The sequence below is a fragment of the Streptomyces olivochromogenes genome, from assembly GCF_021538895.1.
Taxonomy (GTDB): Bacteria; Actinomycetota; Actinomycetes; order Streptomycetales; family Streptomycetaceae; genus Streptomyces; species Streptomyces olivochromogenes_A.
Genome location: NZ_JADDRL010000011.1, coordinates 1 through 17,408 on the forward strand (window position 1 = coordinate 1; position 17,408 = coordinate 17,408).

General features: G+C 73.8%; 7 protein-coding genes. 3 read left to right on the plus strand and 4 right to left on the minus strand.

From position 1 onward, the window contains the following. The 4 genes from IPZ69_RS07545 to IPZ69_RS07560 form a co-directional block, all read right to left on the minus strand. Positions 1 to 3,508, minus strand: a 3,508-nt coding sequence (locus IPZ69_RS07545) for a type I polyketide synthase (RefSeq protein ID WP_235453218.1), incomplete at its 3' end; no start/stop codon positions are given. A 1-nt stretch (position 3,509) separates the two neighbouring features. Beyond that, on the minus strand, positions 3,510 to 10,931 hold the full coding sequence (locus IPZ69_RS07550; protein WP_235453219.1) for a type I polyketide synthase: 7,422 nt from the start codon (positions 10,929 to 10,931) through the stop codon (positions 3,510 to 3,512). Positions 10,932 to 11,364: 433 nt separating this feature from the next. After that, positions 11,365 to 13,278, minus strand: a complete 1,914-nt coding sequence (locus IPZ69_RS07555; RefSeq protein WP_235453220.1) for an RICIN domain-containing protein — start codon at positions 13,276 to 13,278, stop codon at positions 11,365 to 11,367. Between the two features lie 415 nt (positions 13,279 to 13,693). Beyond that, positions 13,694 to 14,131 (minus strand): DUF4442 domain-containing protein, encoded by a 438-nt coding sequence (locus IPZ69_RS07560; RefSeq protein WP_235453315.1) that lies wholly within the window; start codon positions 14,129 to 14,131, stop codon positions 13,694 to 13,696. A gap of 85 nt (positions 14,132 to 14,216) precedes the next feature. On the opposite strand from IPZ69_RS07560, the gene IPZ69_RS07565 reads away from it, so the two are divergent. From IPZ69_RS07565 to IPZ69_RS07575, 3 genes are all read left to right on the plus strand, one after another. Next, complete coding sequence (locus tag IPZ69_RS07565) at positions 14,217 to 15,194, plus strand: hypothetical protein (RefSeq protein WP_235453221.1); 978 nt, start codon at positions 14,217 to 14,219, stop codon at positions 15,192 to 15,194. Positions 15,195 to 15,260: 66 nt separating this feature from the next. Next, positions 15,261 to 16,277, plus strand: a complete 1,017-nt coding sequence (locus tag IPZ69_RS07570) for a hypothetical protein (protein ID WP_235453222.1) — start codon at positions 15,261 to 15,263, stop codon at positions 16,275 to 16,277. Between the two features lie 67 nt (positions 16,278 to 16,344). Continuing rightward, positions 16,345 to 17,355 carry an MFS transporter gene (locus IPZ69_RS07575; protein WP_235453223.1) on the plus strand — a complete coding sequence of 337 codons (1,011 nt, stop codon included), beginning with the start codon at positions 16,345 to 16,347 and terminating at the stop codon, positions 17,353 to 17,355. The last annotated feature ends 53 nt before the right edge of the window (positions 17,356 to 17,408 follow it).

Here is a 17,408-nt window from a genome sequence, read left to right on the forward strand (position 1 = left end):
AGGAGACGGCGACACGGTTCGGGTCCTCGGGGGTGCGCCGCACGGTGACCGGGACGTCGACGGCCGGGGTCGCGGTCAGCCACCGGTCGAACCGGGCGCCGTGCACGGCGATGGCGCGCGTGCCGGGGACGGCTTGTTCGGCCGCGTCCGTCATGTGCCGCACGATCGTGGTCGCCGGGACCACCGGCCAGCGGTCGGCCACGTCCGGCCAGCCGGGGCGCTGGGGGAAGAAGCAGTGGTCGAGGAGGTGGGGCATGGTGTCCGGGGAGACCTGGACGGTGGTGTGCCAGGTGTCGGGGGCGGCCGGGGCCGCCGGGGCGGTACGGGGGCCCTCGTGGCCGGGCGGTGCCGGGGGCGCGGGCGGAGCGGTGGCGGACGGCACGGGGGCGACGGGTGGCGTGGGAGCGGCGGGTGGCGTGGCAGTGGCCGTAGCCGTGGCAGTGGCCGTAGCCGTGGCAGTGGCCGTTGCCGTGGGAGCGACGGTCGCCGCACGGGCGGCGCTGTCGGTCCGGTGACGTCGGTTCCCGGCGCTGATCACTGCCGCCGCCGTGTCCGCCGTGTCCCGCAGCAGGGCGCTCAGTTCGGCGGCAAGCGGATGGCGGCCGGCGAGGGCGCTCAGGGCGTCGTGCCCGGGGGCGAGGGCGGAGACGGGGACGGCCGGGACGGACTCGGGTGCACCGATCCGGACGCCGCTCGCCGCCCCCGGGGCCCCGGCGCGCAGCTCCGCCCGGAGCCCGTCGAGGACGCGGCCGTCGAGGGACACGAGCGCGCCACCCAGGTCCAGCCGGACGGGCAAACGCCCCGCCGCCCGGCGAACGCCTTCCCGGGCCGACGCCTCGCCGTCGCCGGTGCGTGGCAGCGCGGGCGCCACCCGGGCGCCCGCCGTCCACAACGCCGTGGCCACGCACCGGAGTTGGGCCAGGCCGGAGCGGTGGGGCGAGTTCGCGGCGACGGACAGGTGGTCGCGGTCGCCGAGGGTGTCGTCGACGAGGGAGGTGAGCCGGCCCGGGCCCGTCTGGACGAAGGTGCGGTGGCCGGCCGCGTACAGGGACTCGACGAGGGTCCGGAAGCGGACGGGTTCCAGCAGGTGCCGGACGAACAGTTCGCGGACCGCGGCCTCGCCCTCGGGAAACGGTGCCGCCGTCGTCCCCGACCAGACGGGCACGGTCGGCCGGTGCAGGCGGAACCGGGCGGCGGCCTCCTTGATGGGCGTCAGGTACGGCGCCAGCATCGGGGTGTGGAACCCGGACCGGAAGGGCAGCACCTGGCACACCACGCCCTGGGCCCTGAAGGCCCGGACGAAGGCGTCCACGGCCCCGTCCGGACCGCACACCATGGACTGGTTGGGCGCGTTGTCGTGGGACAGCACGATCCCGGTGCCCGCCCAGCCGTCGGCCAGGGCGGCGAGGACGCGCTCGGCCGAGGCCCCGACCGCGCCGAAGGTCAGGCCGGGCACGCTCACCGCGTCGGGGTCGAAATCCACCATGAAGGCGTCGACCTGCTCGGCCGAGTACAGCCCTGCCGCCGCCATGGCCGTCCACTCGCCGACGCTGTGCCCGGCCACCGCGTCCGGCACCGCGCCCATGCGGCGCAGCGCGGTGTCGAGGAGCCGCCCCACGCCGATCACGCCGAAGCCGTGCCGGGCGACGTCACCGACGCGCACCTCCGCGCCGTCGCCGGTGGGTCCGGCCAGGCCGAAGTGGGCGGCGATGTCGTCGACGCGGGGCGTGAACTCGCCCTCCAGGCCCGGGAAGAGGAAGGCGAGCCGCCCGGCTCCCGTGCCGAGGAGGGGTCCGGGCCGGAACCACACGTCGTTGCGGCCCTGCCAGGCGCGGCCCCTGGCGACCGCCCGCCGGGCCAGCGCGAGCCGCTTGGCGGTCGGGTCGACGATGCCCAGCCGGGCCGGGCCGGCCTGCGGGTGCGTACGGTCGGTGTCCAGACCGCGGGCCAGGACGGCGGTGTCGTCCGCGTCCAGCAGGGCGGCGAGCCGGCCCGGGCTGTCGGCGGCGAGCAGCAGGACGCGCTCGGGCTCGGCGACCACCGCCGTGGGACGCGGCACCCGGTCCACGGCGGAGGGTCCGCCCGCACCGGGTGCCTCCTCCAGCACCACGTGCGCGTTGATCCCGCCGAACCCGAACGCGTTCACCGCCGCCCGCCGCACCGGCCGCTCCGCGCCGGTCTCCCAGGCAACGGCCTTCTCCAGCACCCGGAACCGGGTGTTCGCGAGGGCCGGATGCGGATCGTCGCAGTGGAGTGTGGGCAGGAGGGTGCGGTGGTGGACCGCGAGGGCGGCCTTGATCAGGCCCGCCACCCCGGCGGCCGGCATGGTGTGGCCGATCATCGACTTCACCGAGCCGATCACGGCCCGCTCCTCGCCGTGGGCGTCGCCGGGCCCGAACACCTCGGTGAGTGTGGCGAGTTCGGCCGCGTCGCCGGCCGGGGTCGCGGTGCCGTGCGCCTCCAGGAGGCCGACGGAGCCCGCGGCGGCGGGGTCGAGTCCGGCGGCTTCCCAGGCCTGACGGACGGCATGTGTCTGGCCGCCCGGGTCGGGGGTGACGAGTCCGGCCGTCCGGCCGTCGCTGGCCACGCCGGTGCCCCGGATCACGGCGTAGACGCGGTCGCCGTCGCGTTCGGCGTCCGCGAGGCGTTTCAGTACGACGATGCCGGTGCCCTCGCCGATGAGGATGCCGTCGGCGTCGCGGTGGAAGGGGCGGATGCGTTCGCTCGGGGAGAGCGCGCGCAGTTGGGAGAAGACGCTCCACAGGGTGATGTCGTGGCAGTGGTGCACTCCCCCGGCCAGCATCAGATCGCAGCGCCCCGAGACGAGTTCCCGCACCGCTTGGTCGACGGCGACGAGCGAGGAGGCGCACGCGGCGTCCACGGTGTACGCGGGGCCGCGCAGGTCGAGCCGGTTGGCGATCCGGGAGGCCGCGAGGTTGGGGACCAGGCCGATGGCGGACTCGGGGCTCGCCGGGCCCAGGCGTTCGGTGAACGCCTCCCGGACTCGGGCGAGTTGACCGGGGTCCAGGTCGGGCAGCAGCTCGCCCAGGGTGCGCACGAGCTGGCCCGCCGTACGCACCCGCTGGTCGAGCCGGACCAGGCCGGGGGTGAGGTAGCCGCCCCGGCCCAGGACGACGCCGACGCGGTGCCGGTCGGGCAGCCGCTCCCCGGCGCCCGCGTCGGCGAGGGCGGCCGCGGCCACGTTCAGCGCGATGAGCTGGTCGGGCTCGGTGCCGGGCACCGAGGTCGGCATGATGCCGTACCGGGTGACCTCCACCTCGGCGAGGTCGTCCACGAATCCGCCGCGCCGGCAGTAGACCCGGTCGGCGACGGCGGGCCCGGTGGCCGAACCGGGGCGGTAGTAGTCGGCGTCCCAGCGGCCCGCGGGGACCTCTTTGATCGCGTCCACGCCGTCCCGCAGGTTGCGCCAGTAGGCGTCGAGGTCCGCGGCACCGGGCAGCAGCGCCGCCATGCCCACGATGGCGACGGGCGTCTGTGGGGTGGTCATGTCACCAGCTCGAGGAGGTGTGGACGACGGCACGGACCGCCGCGTCGCCCCAGGCGAGTTCGCGCAGCAGGGCCGCGGTGCCCTCCTCGGGGTCGATCAGCCGGATGCCGCGCCGGGCGTACTCCCGGCCCAGCTCCGGGCTGACCATCCCGGTGTGCCCGCCGGTGGGCGCCCATGGCCCCCAGTGCACGGTCAGCGCCCGGTTGCCGGTGCGGGCGGCCCAGGCGGCACCGAGGCTCTGCAGGGCGTCGTTGGCGGCGGCGTAGTCGGCCTGGCCGCGGTTGCCGAGCACGGCGGAGAGACTGCCGAACAGGACGGTGAAGGCGGGCCCGGTGGGCAGTTCCTCCAGCGCCGCGAGCAGCGTCGCGGCGCCGCCGGTCTTCGTGCCGTACACCCGCTGGAAGGACGCGTCGGACTTCTCGGCGATCAGCCGGTCCTCGATCACCCCGGCCGCGAACACGACCCCGTCGAGCCTGCCGTGCTCGGCGTGGATCTCCTTGACCGCCTGGAGCGCGGCGTCCTGCTCGCGGAAGTCCACGGAACGGTAGCGGACCTGGCTGCCCAGCGCGGTGAGCTGTGCGAGGGTCTCGCCGATCTCCCGCTGGGCGAGGATCAGTTCGGCGGTCCGGTTGACCTCGGCGGGGGTGAGCGAGCCACGGGCGGCGACGGCCGCGCGCAGCTGGGCCGGGGTGCGGGCCGCCGCCGTGTCCGGGGCCTCGGGGCCGGTGGGTGCGGGTGTCCTGCCCAGCAGTTCGACACGGCAGCGGCAGGCCGTGGCGAGCGACGCGGCGACCTTGGCGGTGATCCCGCGGGCCCCGCCCACCAGCAGCACGACGGAGTCCCGGTCGAGGCCGAGCGCGGCGGCCTCGGCGGCGCCGTCGGCGGCCGGTCCCGCACCGGTGCTGCCCAGCGGGCCGAGGGGTGCCTCGACCAGCTCGAAGCCGTGGCGTCCTGCGGCGGTGCGCCGTACGACGGGGGCCGGCTCCGGTGCGAGCAGTTCGGCGAGCAGGGCGTCCGCCACGGCGGCCGGGCCGGTGTCGTCGAGGACCACGGTCCGGGCGACCGTCCGCGGGTACTCCCGTGCGACGGTGCGGAACAGGCCGTCCAGGCCCGCCGACCGCGGCGCGTCGGCGTCACCGTCCGCGGGGCGCGCGGCCAGCAGCCAGCGCGGGGCGCGGGCCAACGCGGCCCGGAACACCGGGAAGGCGTCCGGCAGCACCGGCGACTCGGCGCCCGGGAGCGCGCCCAGGTACAGCACGCCGTCGACCACGCCGTCCGCCTCGCTGAGCAGGTGCCCGGCGTCGAGGGTCACCACGTCGGCGCCGTACGGGGCGAGCCGCTCCACGATCCGCGGCGCGGCGCCCGCGCCGTCACCGAGGACGACGAACCGCCGACCGGACAGAACGGGGGCGGGATCCGCCGGGTCTTCGTCCGCCCGGTCGAGGAGCACCGGGCGGAGCTCGAAGCGCTTCGGCGCGACGCCTCTGAGTTCGGCCTCGTTCGCATCCTCGTTCACATTCCCGTTCTCGCCCACGGAAGCGGCCACGTCGGGCCGTGCGGGCGTCGGCTCCCCGGCCGCCGGTCCGATCCGCGCCGCCAGCCAGGCCGTGACCGCGGCCGCCGTGCGCGCCTTGGCGAGTTCCTCCACCTCGGCGTCGTCCAGGGCCGTCACGTCCGCCCCGGCGCCGATCCCGAGGCGCTTGGCGAGTTCGCCCGCTATCTCGGCCCGCTTGATCGAGTCGATGCTCAGGTCCGCCTCCAGGTCGAGGTCGGGCTCGATCATGTCGACGGGGTAGCCGGTGCGTTGGCTGATGATCTCCAGGACGACGCGCGCCACGTCCGTCCCCGCGCCGCCGTCGGCGGCCGACGGGATGACCTCGGGGACCGCTTGCGGGATCGCTTCCGGGTCGGCATTCGGGGCCGCGACGAGTGCGGCGGACAGGATCCGGGGCTCCGGCAGAACGCCGGGGACCGGGGGTGCCGGGAGCGGCGCGGCACCCGGAACCGCCCCGAGGTAGGTGAGCAGCACATCACGCTGGGCGGCGACCATCTCCCGGCCGGTGCGCAGGAATTCGGAGATCAACGCGTCCTGACCGGCCGGGACGCCGTACGGGTGGTTCGTCGTCACAGTCGTCTCCACGACTCGTCGGGCCGGTGCGAGGGCACCGGGAAGGAGTTCGCCGGCGGCGGTGCGGACCAGATGTCCGTCGACCGTCCAGCCGGGCCGCTTCGGCGCCGGGGTGCGGACCGCGTCGACGGCGTCGCGGCCGCGCAGGAGCCATGCGGCGCGCACGGGGCTTCCGGCCACGGCCAGTTGGGCGAGCGCGTCGAGCCAGCCGTGCAGTCCGCCGTCGGGGCGGGGCTCGCAGGCGACGGCGCGGTGCGGGCGGTCGCCGAGGATCCGGCCGACCAGCCGGGTCAGGACCGTGCCGGGTCCGGCCTCGACGAAGGTCCGGGCCCCGGCCTCGTACATCGCCTCGATCTGCGCGACGAAGGCGACCGGGGCACCGATCTGGGCGGCCAGTTCGGCGCGCACGGCGTCCGCGTCCGACCCGTACGGAGCGGCCGTACGGTTGGCGAAGACCGGGAACTCGGGCGGCCGTACGGTCCTGTCCCGGAGGACCTCGGCGAACCGCTCCCCGGCACCGGCCACCACGGGGCTGTGGAAGGCGCAGGCCACGGGGACGCGCCGGACGCCGAACCCGGCCTCGCGCAACAGCCGTACGGTGGTGGTGACGTCGTCCGTCGGGCCGGAGATCACCGTCTGCTCGGGCGAGTTGCGGTTGGCGACGACGACGGAGGCGGGGGCTGAGGTGGTGCGCAGGGCGTCCGCCACGTCCTCGGCGCCGGCGGAGACCGCGGCCATGGTGCCGGGTTCGTCGCCCGCGGCCGCCAGGATGGCCGCCGCCCGCTCGCCGCTCAGCTCCAGGAGCGTCTCGGGCTCGATCGCGCCGGCCGCGCACAGGGCGACCAGTTCGCCGTAACTGTGCCCGGCCGCCATGTCCGGCCGTATGCCCGCGGCGGTCAGCAGGGCGTGGGCGGCGAGGCCGGTGATGCCGAGCGCGGGCTGCGCGGCCCGGGTGTCGGTGAGCGCGATCCGCTGCCGCTCCCGGCCCGCGTCGTCGAACGCGGCCGGCGGATAGAGGCGTTCGGCGTGGGCCCGGCCGAGCTCCAGCCAGTGCCGTACCTCGGGGAAGGCGACGAAGACGTCGGCGAGCATGCCGGGCCGTTGGCTGCCCTGCCCCGGGAAGAGGAAGGCGACCTTGCCGCCGTCGTCGTCGGGGGCGGTATGGATCCCGGCGGCCGGATCGTGCTCCCCGGCCAGGGCTCTGCGCAACTGGGCGGTCAGGCCCTCCACATCGGTCGCCACGACCGCCACGCGCACCGGGTCCGGTGAGGCGTCGGAGCGGCGGGCCGCGCCGAGCGCGAGGTCGCGCAGCCGCCACGGGCGGCCCTCCGACTCGGCGGCCCGCAGGAGCTCCTCGATCGCCCGGTGTGCCGCGGCCGTGTCCCTGCCCCGGAACATGAACAGTTCGGCCGGCCAGGCGTTGAGCCCCTGCTCGGGCGGTGTGCCGTCCCCGTGGGCCGCCAGCACCACATGGAAGTTGGTGCCGCCGAAGCCGAACGCGCTGACCCCGGCAAGCCGTTCGCCGGGCGGCACGGCCCAGGGCTGGGCCCGGGTGTGGAAGGCGAAGGGGCTGTCCTCCTCCTTCCAGGCCGCGTTGGGCCGCTCCATGTGCAGGGTCGGCGGCTTCACGCCGGTGTACAGGGCCAGCGTGGTCTTGATCAGACCCGCCAGTCCTGCGGCGCACTTGGTGTGCCCGATCTGCGACTTGACCGAGCCCAGGACGCAGCCGCCCGGCCGCGCCCCGGCCCGGGTGAACACCTCGCCGAGGATGGTGAGTTCGGTGCGGTCGCCGACCACGGTCCCGGTGCCGTGCGCCTCGACCAGGCCGACCTCGGCGGGCGACACACCGGCGTTGCCGTACGCCCGCTCCAGCGCCGCCCGCTGCCCCTCGGGCCGGGGTGCGGTCAGGCCCAGGGAGCGGCCGTCGCTGGACGACCCGAGCCCCTTGATCACGCCGTACACACGGTCGCCGTCGCGTTCGGCGTCCGCCAGCCGCTTGAGGACGACGCAGGCGACGCCCTCGCCGAGCGCGATGCCGTCGGCCGAGCTGTCGAAGGCCCGCGACCGGCCGGTCGGGGAGAGCGCGTGCACCGAGGAGAACAGGACGTAGTCGTTGATGCCGTTGTGCAGGTCGGCGCCCCCGCACAGCACGACGTCGCTGGTGCCGGCCACGAGTTCCTTGCAGGCGACGTCGACCGCGGCCAGCGAGGACGCGCAGGCCGCGTCGACGGTGTAGTTGGCCCCGCCGAGGTCCAGCCGGTTGGCGATCCGGCCGGAGATGACGTTGGCGAGCATGCCGGGGAAGGAGTCCTCGGACAGCCGGGGCAGCTGCTCGTCCAGGGCGTCGGGCACCTTGCCGTAGTACGAGGGCAGTACGGCCCGCAGGGTGGCGGCGTTGGAGAGGTCGCTGCCCGCCTCGGCGCCGAAGACTACGGAGGTCCGCGAGCGGTCGAACTCCCGCCCCTGATCGCCGTATCCGGCGTCCTCCAGCGCGCGCCGGGCGGCCTCCAGGGACAGCAGCTGGACGGGCTCGACGCTGCCGAGCGAGGCCGGCGGGATGCCGTAGCGCAGCGGGTCGAAGGGGATACGGGGCAGGAAGCCACCCCACTTGGACGTCGTAGCGCCATCGGCGTGGTGCACGGCCGGGTCCCAGCGGTCGTGCGGGACCTCGGTGACGGCGTCGTGTCCGGCGACGACGTTCGCCCAGAAGGTGGCCAGGTCGGGGGCCTGCGGGAACATGCAGGCCATACCGACGATCGCGATGTCGAGAGGCGCGGGCGGTTCCTGGACGGCGGCGGAGTCCGCGACCGTCTCCAGACCGAGTGCGTGGGCGCGCGCGGTGAGGAAGTCCGCGGCCCCGTCGGTCACCGAGCGGTGCAAGGCGCCGATCGTGGTCGTCGCCGAGCGCAGGACGGCCACTTCCCCGGCCATGAACATGCCCTGGTCGAGCTGGCGTTGTTCCGTGACGGGCGCGAGTTCACCGTCGGCGGCGCGCTCGACGCCCTTGCCGGCGATGCGCAGCCGGCCGACGTTGAGCCGCTCCAGCTCCTCCCAGATCCGCCGGTCCGGGACGCCCCGGGCGCGTAACTCGGCCTCGCGCCGGTGGTAGTCGAGGGTGAACGGGCTGGGGACACAGCGGGTGGCGTGCCCGGGCGCGGTCTCCAGCAACGCCGTCTCGGTGGCGGCCAGAACCTGCCGTTGGAAGAGCGGCTGGATCGCGCCCCGGCCCACCGCCTCCTCGGTGAAGAGGTAAGCGGTTCCCATGATGGCGCCGACGGCGGCGCCGCGTGCGGTGAGCGGTGCGGCGAGCGCGGCGACCATCGCCGCCGAGCGCTCGTCGTGGATCCCTCCCGCGAAGAACACCTCCACCGCGCGCGCCGTCGCGTCGTCCGCGTCGGCCAAGAAGTCTTCCAGGACGGCGAGTTGGGCCTCCCACAGCGGGAAGCTCGCGCGGGGTCCGACGTGGCCGCCGCATTCCGAGCCCTCGAAGACGAACCGGCGTGTCCCGGCCTCCAGGAACTGCCGCAGCAGCCCGGGCGAGGGCACGTGCAGGAAGGTGCGGATACCGGCCCGCTCCAGCGCCTCGGCCTGGGCGGGCCGCCCGCCCGCGACGATGGCGTGGCTGGGGCGCAGCTCCCGTACGGCTTCGAGCTGGGCGTTCCTGAGCTCCTCGGGCGCGAACCCGAGCACGCCGACACCCCAGGGCCGCCCGTCCAGTTCGGCTCGCGCGCGCGTCAGCATCGCCCGCGCCTGTACGCCGTCCGCGAGGGCCAGCGCCAGGAAGGGCAGCGCACCCTCTTCGGCGACGGCGGCCGCGAATCCGGCCTGATCACTGACCCGGGTCATGGGCCCCTGCGCCACGGGCAGCCGGGTCCCGAGGGCGCGACTCATGGGCGAGCCGGGGCGCAGGGCTCGGGCGGGGGCCGGGGCTGAGGCCGAGGTCGGGGCTGAGGCCGGGGCTGGGGCCAGTGTGTCGGCGGCCGAGGCGGGATCGGGCCCGGCCGCAAGGTCCTGCGCGGAGTTGGTGGGCGCGGGCCTGGTGGCCATGTCCTGTGCGGAGCGGGCGGGTTCGGGCCCCGGCGTCAGGTCCTGCGTGGCCCCGGTCGCTGCGGGCCTAAAGCCCTGTGCGGCCCCCGTCGCGTCGGGCCTCGGGACCAAGCCTTGCGCGGCCCCCGTCGCTTCGGGTCTCGGGACCAAGCCTTGTGCGGCCCTTGCCACTTCGGACCTCGCGACCAAGCCCTGTGCTGAGCGGCCGGGTTCGGACTCCGGCGACACATCCTGCGCGGCCCCCGCCACCTCCGGACTCGGGACCAAACCCTGCTCAGCCCCCGCCGCTACCGGCCCCACGGCCAAGCCCCGCGCGGAGCCGCTGCGTTCGACCTCCGGCGACACACCCTGTGCGCCGCCCATCGGTTCAACCCCAGCGAACGCTTCCTCCACGGCGGCTCTCAGCCCGCGCAGCACCCCGCGCACGTCCCGCCAGCGCTCCGCGAAGCGGGCAGCGAGGAAGCCGTCCTGGCCGACCGGCAGGAACTGGGTGTGCGGATCCTGCGCGCCGAGCAGGGACGCGACCGCGTCCGGGTCGTCGGCCTGGGGACTCGGGACGTGGGGGCCGCGTCGGTGCAGTACCCGGTGGCCCGCCACCACGACGGTCTCCGAGCCGTCCAGGGAACGCAGCGCGGCCGCCGTCGCCTCCGGCAGACCCGACTCGGCCAGCAGGGCCAGTTGACTGTCGAGGACGACACCGGCCGCCCCGCCGGCCACGGCGGCCGCCGCCGTCCGGGGACCGATGCCACCGCAGGCCCAGACCGGAACGTCCGGCCCCGCCTCGGCGAGCAGGTGCTGGAGCAGCACGAAGGTGCTCAGCTCACCGACGCGGCCGCCGCTCTCACTGCCCCGGGCGATGAGTCCGTGCGCCCCCGCGCGGACGGCTTCCCGCGCCTGGACCAAGTCCGTGACCTCGGCCAACACACGGTGGCGTGCGGCGACTTCGCCGATCGGCCAGGGCGCGTCCGGGGCCAGGATCACCGTGTCGGGACCGCCCTCACCCCGCTCTCCCGCCGCTTCGAGTTCCTCGGGGCGCATACGGCAGCGGCCAGTGACCCGCACTCCGTAGGGGTCCGATGCCGCTCGTCTCATGCGCCCGAGCGCCTCACGGGTTCTTCGGTCTCCCACACCCAGATCGAGGACCCCGAGTCCGCCGGCGCGGCAGGCAGCCGTGGCGAGCCGGGCGTCCGGTTCTCCGAAAGGGGTGACACAAATGATCAATTCCAGGGCGCGCACATCAGGCGTCATGATGCTCCGAAAGAATCGGCAAGACAGCACGGTGGGGGGTTGTGCGACATGCAAACTCTGGTGCGGCCCCCGGAAACTAGCGACTGCCTACTGACGGGTCAATAACCGCGCCGACTCTCCGCGACCTGTGGAATCGATCCGGCCAGCGGCCGGGACTCGCCGCAAGAGCCGAAAATCCGAGCAATTCCCTTCAGTCTCCCCGCGGCATCAGGCACCGCCCGCGGACGCCACAACGCCACAAGCCCGTCAAAGCGTCCGGCGCATTCACCCCGCACTCACCCGGCTGCAACGCGAAGGGTCGCGCCAAGGGGAACTGTAAAATCCGCATGACTTCGGCCAACTGGCTCGAACGGGGCGCACCGGAAACCAATTCCCTCCGGCGAAACGCGAACCGGGAAAAATTCTAGTAAACCATTGAAGAAACGGCCGGGGATCATCCCTCGCCGTAGAACGGGACGGTCGCCGCCACCCGGGACGGCAAGCCGCCGACCGCCCGCGCCGGCAGGGACGTCACCTCGTCGACCGAGGCCGGCAGGGCGCGTACGACGTCGGTGGCAGCGGGCCGCCACGCCGCGCCGTTGTCGAAACCGACCTGTGCGACCCGTGTGTCGTAGCGCCGAGGTTCGGATTGCCCGGACTCCTCGCGGGGCGTCTCCCGCCCCGAAGGCTTCCGGGTGGGTCGCTCGATCGGGGCCGGGGACGCACCTCGCCCCTCCCCCTCCCCCGGTACCGCTCCGCGTTCCGCCGGGCCGGACCCGGCGTCGAGCGCCCAGCGCTGCCGCTCGGAGCCGTTCCGGTCCGCCACGACGACCTGGCCGCGCGCCGCGCCGGAGCCCGGGGCCACGGCGAGCCCGTCCCGCCACCGGAGCAGGAGTTCACCGCGGGCCGTGAGGTCGTAGGCCACCTCGCCCGGGTGGACGAGGCAGCCGGACAGCACGACCGTGCGGGACTCGGGGTCGGCGGCGAGGCAGAGCGTGGGGTCGGCGGCACTCCGCAGCCGCCCGTCACTCTCGTACTTCCACTGCTGCGATCCGGCGGACGAAGACCTGGACGAAGACCCGGACGAAGAGTCGGACGAAGAGCCGGAGGAAACCCTGCCGGAAGACTCCGCGGAGGAACAAGCCACCGCGACGGCCCGCACCCCCTCCTCGGCCCGGCCGCCTTCGACATCGAGGCAGAGTCCGGTGGTGAGGCTGCGGAGCCTGCCGTGCGCGACCTCGACGGGTTCGCCCTCGGCGTCGACGGTCGACGGGAAGCCGGCGGAGGAGGACGCATCGGCGGTGCCCGGCCGGGCCGAGGCCCCGGCGGGGGCTCCCCAGGCGACGTGCGGCCCGCCGTCGCCGTGGTCGTCGGACCAGCTCCGGGCCGCGAGCACGGTGGCGAGCAGCACGAGGGAGGTGAGGCCGACGGCGAAGGCCACCATCGTGCGGCGTCGGCCCTCGGGTGCGGTGCGGTGGCGGCCGCCGCTCGGCGGGGCCGCCGGCTCGTGGACGGGCGGCCACTGCACCGCGGCGCCTCGCCCCGGGCGGGAGTCGAGGTAGCGGCGGGCACCCCAGCCGAGCACGGTCTCCGCGAGCAGGGCGTCCAGGCCCCCATCGACGTGGCCGAGTTGTTCGGCGGCATGACGGCAGTACCGGCACCGCGTCAGATGCCGGCGGACATCCGGCAGCAGAGTGCCGCCGCGGCGAATGGGGACATCGAGGAGACGATTGTAGAAACGGCATTCCCTGGACGGCGCGAGTTCCCGGTGGGCGCGTACGAGACCCGCCCTGAATTGTTCGCGCGCCTGCTCCAGTTCGGCCGCCGCGGTGGTGGCGTCCACACCCGACAGACCAGCGGGTATGGATATCGGCTCCGCCTCCACCTCGGTATGCCACAGCAGGCATTGGGAGGTTCCCGGAAGGGCCGAGAAAGCGCGCTCGGTGAGGTGTCGCCTTTCGGGCACACCGGGGGGCACCGCGCGTAGACCGCGGCCACCGGTGGGTTTGCCCAGTTCCGGGAGCACGATGCGCACGACGTCGTCGGCGGCCCATTCACGGACCGTCTCCCGTACGGCCACGAGGAGTTGCGGGCGCAGGGCGCCGACGACGGCGCCGGCCGCCGCTCGGCCGAGCACCCGGTGGAAGGCCGCGGCGGCCACGTAGTGGACCGCGTCCGTGGCGGAGGCGAGGCAGACGACCGCGTAGTCGCACGTCGCGCGCCAGTGCCGGGCGAGCAGCAGGGCGACGGCGCAGTGGCGGCCCTCGCCCGGACCGGCGAGGCGGGCGACCAGTTCACGGTCGGAGTCTCCCGGGGTCGCGCCGGGGTGGGGTGGGTAGGGCGGATGTGGGGGTGTGGGGGGCTGCACTGAACCATTTCCTTCCAAGCCACAGGACGGCATACGGAATGGCGTCCCGTCGGAATGCAGTGCCTGATTGGTGCGTACCTGTCGGAGTCGGGCTTCCCGTACGGTCCCGGCCCGGCCCCGTCAAGAGGAGGCTCACTTTCGCACATGCGACTCAAGGGAAACAAGAAGTTCGAACGCCCCAGGCCCAACGCGCGGGAAATTCCAATAAGTTACCGACGGTATCCGCACCCGCATTCGAAATCACCCTCGCGGAAGGGCCAACTTGTGCACGAGGAAAGCCCGATGGCACACGGAATCTCCAACTTCCCACCCCCGCAAGGCGGGAGGCGGTTCACGGCACGCTTCGAGCACGCCAACGGGGCCCGACCGCACCCGGCCGGGCCCCGCGCGTGGTCCGCCGCTCGGCGGACCGGTGTCAGCTGTTGGGACGGAGGGTCCAGATCACCGTCATCTCCGTCGTCACCGCGCCGTCCTCGCGCTGGATGGCGACGCTGACCGGAAACTCGGGGCGCTTGCCCGCGTCGAGTTCGGCGACGACCTCGGGGATGGGGCGGCCGAGGGTCGCGGTGGCCTTGACCGGGCCGAGGGCGATCTTCTTGAACGCGATCTCCGCGGTGACCGGGAGCGGCACGGCGCGCGAGAGCTGGTCGCCGAACGCGGCGAGGACGATCGCGCCACTGGCGGACTCGCCGAGGGTGAACATCGCCCCGGCGTGCGGGCCGCCGACGTGGTTGCGGTACTCGCTCTGGTCCGGCAGCGACAGCACGGCCCGCTCCGGAGTGGTCTCCAGGTACTCCAGGTTCAGGGTTCGAACCATCGGCACCGTAGCGGCGAGCAACTCGCCGATCGACATCTGATCTGCGCTCATGCCGACATGTTACTCACGAGTAGGAGGGCTGGCCAGAGCGGGTGTGATGATCGCTGTATCGTTTCGGCCCATGTGGCCAGGGGAACAGCCGCCGACGGGCGGGACGCATCCGCAGCAGAATCCGTACCAGCAGCCCGGCTACCAGCAGCCCAACCCGTACATGGGTGCGCCGCAGCCGGCCCCGTGGGGCGCGCCGCCGCAGCCACCGACGCCGGGGCCGGGCGACGGAGGACGGCGCACCAGACTCGTGGCGATCGTCACCGCTGCCTGCGTGGTCGTCGCGGCGGGCGTCACCGGATTCCTCGTCCTGGGCGGCGGCAAGGACGACAAGGCCGGTCCCGCCACCCCCTCGACATCGGCGTCCGGCAGCCCGTCCGACTCCGCCGACTCCACCGATTCCTCGGATTCCGCCACCGACAACCCGCGCTCCGAGGACGACGCCCTGAAGCCGACGGTCAAGGGCTGGAAGGTCGTGGTCAACCCGGACATCGGCGTGGCCTTCGACGTGCCGCCCGACTGGTCCCCGCGCTCCAAGAGCTGGGTCACCTATGTCACCGACGACGCCGGCTCCGACGACGACATCCTGATCGCCATGAAGGCCCCCGCGGTCTTCAAGGAGAAGTGGTGCAGCTCCGACGACAACAAGGACGGCAGCAGCGAGAACACGTCCCTGGCGAACGTGGGCACGCGCGGCATCGCCGCCGGCCGGAGCTCGCAGCAGGTCGCCCGTCAGGACTCGGCGGAGTGGGTCTACGGCTGGTACACCCAGCCGGACCGCAAGAAGGTCACCACCGGTCCGGTGACCCCGTTCACCACGGCCTCCGGCATCGAGGGCAGCGTCGCAAGCTCGCAGTCCTCCGGGGTCGCGAGGAAGAAGAAGTGCGACTCGGACGGCAAGGCGACGACGTTCGCCTTCAAGAACGCGGCCGGAAGGCCGCTTTCGTGGTCCTTCGTCGGTGCCAAGGGAGTCAAGGGCGAGGTTCCGGACACGACGATCCGGGCGATCCTGCGTACGGTGCGGCTGTACGACACCGGGTCCGACTCCTGATTCGGTACGTCCCTGACAAGGGGCAGTGACCGAATCGTGTCCCCGGCGCGGCTAGGGTAACTGCCCATGTGGCCAGGACAGCAGCCGCCCGGGGGCGAGCAGAACCCGCAGAACAACCCGTATCAGCAGCCGGGTTACCAACAGCCGAATCCGTACCAGCAGCCCGGCTACCAGCAGTATCCGCAGCCCAACCCCTATGGGCAGCAGGGGCAGTGGGGCGCTCCGTCCCCCGCGGGCGGGCCCCAGCCGCCGCAGGCCCCGCAGGGCGGTGGGGACGGAAACCGGACGAAGGTGATCGCGATCGTCGCGGCCGTGGCGGTCGTCGTCGCGGCCGGCGTGACCGGATTCCTGGTCCTGGGCGGCAAGAAGGACGACGAGGGCGGCGGTTCGGGCAAGAAGCCCAGCCAGTCGCCGACCTCGTCCGCGCCCTCCCCCTCGTCGTCCGGCTCGACCGACAACCCGCGCGGCGACGAGACCGACAAGCCGACCGTCCCGGGCTGGAAGGTCGTCGCCAACCCCAAGTTCGGCACGGCGTTCGACGTCCCCGCGGACTGGGAGGTCGAGGGTCCGGGCATCTCCATCGCCATGGAGGACCGCAAGGCCGACAACAAGCTGCTCACCTCCGTGTCCGGCCCGGCCGAGTACAAGTCGAAGTGGTGCACGTCCGACATCGACCGGGACGGCAAGAACGAGGACACCGCGCTGGCCGTGGTGGGCACCCGGGGCGAGAGCGGCGCGAAGAGCCCGTCCGACGCCGCGGTCACGCGCGTGCCGTGGTACATCTACGGCGGCTACACCCAGCCCGACAAGAAGAGCGTCTCCTTCGACAAGAAGGCCACCCCGTACACGACCGCGTCGGGCGTCAAGGGCGCCTACGCCTGGGCACGTTCGACGAACACCCCGCAGAAGGGCAAGTGCGCGAGCGACGGCAAGGCCATCTCGTTCGCCTTCATGAACTCGGCCGGTGACATCGTGTCCTTCGACCTCTACGGCGCCAAGGGCGTGAAGGGCGAGGTCGACACGAAGACGATCATGAAGATCCTCAGCACGGTACGGCTCCACGGGGACCCGACCGAGAGCTGAGAGGCACCGGGCACGCCCCTTGGGCAAATGGTTTGGCACGGGGGTCCCGGGCGGCGATAGTCGGCCGGTGACCTCCTCCTCCGACTCCCCCGTACCCTCTCGCCGCCCCGCCTGGGCGGGCCGCAACTACTCGCTGCTGACCGCCGCCGCCATCGTGACGAGTCTGGGCAGCAACGGCGCGCTGGTCGCCGCCGCGTTCGCCGTGCTGGACGCGGGTGGCAACGGCGGGGACGTGGGACTGGTGGCGGCCGCCCGCACCCTCCCGCTCGTGCTCTTCCTGCTGATCGGCGGCGCGGTCGCCGACCGGCTCCCCCGGCACCGGGTGATGGTGGCCGCCAACGCCCTCAACTTCCTCTCGCAGGGCGCCTTCGCGCTGCTCGTGCTGCTCGGTGAGCCGCGGCTCTGGCACATGATGCTGCTCACCGCGCTCGGCGGCACCGGTCAGGCGTTCTTCAGCCCGGCCGCGGAGGGCATGCTGATGTCGTCCGTCGACGGGGAACACGCCGGGCGGGCCTTCGCGGTGTTCCGGATGGGGATGCAGGGGGCGGCCCTGCTGCGGTCCTTCCTCGACGTGAGTCACATTCGGCCGCGCACACCGGGCGACGGCCTGCTCGCCGATCTCCGGGAGGGCTGGCGGGAGTTCGCGGGCCGGCCCTGGCTGTGGGGCATCGTCGTCCAGTTCTCCGTCGCCAACGCGGTCGTGGGCGCGGCGGACGCGGTCTACGGCCCCCTCGTGGCCCGCGACAGCCTGGGCGGGGCGGGCCCCTGGGGTCTGGCGCTGGGCGCGTTCGGCGCGGGCACGGTGGCCGGCGCCCTGGTCATGACCCGCTGGAAACCGCGCCGACTGCTCCTCGCCGGCACCCTCTGCGTCTTCCCGCTGGCCCTGCCCTCCGCCGCACTGGCGGTGCCGGTGTCGGCCGGAGCCCTGTGCGCGGTCATGTTCGCGGCCGGGGCGACCGTGGAGATCTTCGGGGTCTCCTGGATGACCGCGCAACGCCTTGATGAACGTAACCTTCCATGCAAATTTCGATTTCTGCTTCGCCGGGTCACTTCTTTCGGAGGCAAGCCACTGCTCTAGCCATGTCCGAAATATGTCAAATTTCGTCGCGCCTTGGTCGGCGCCAAGGGGAC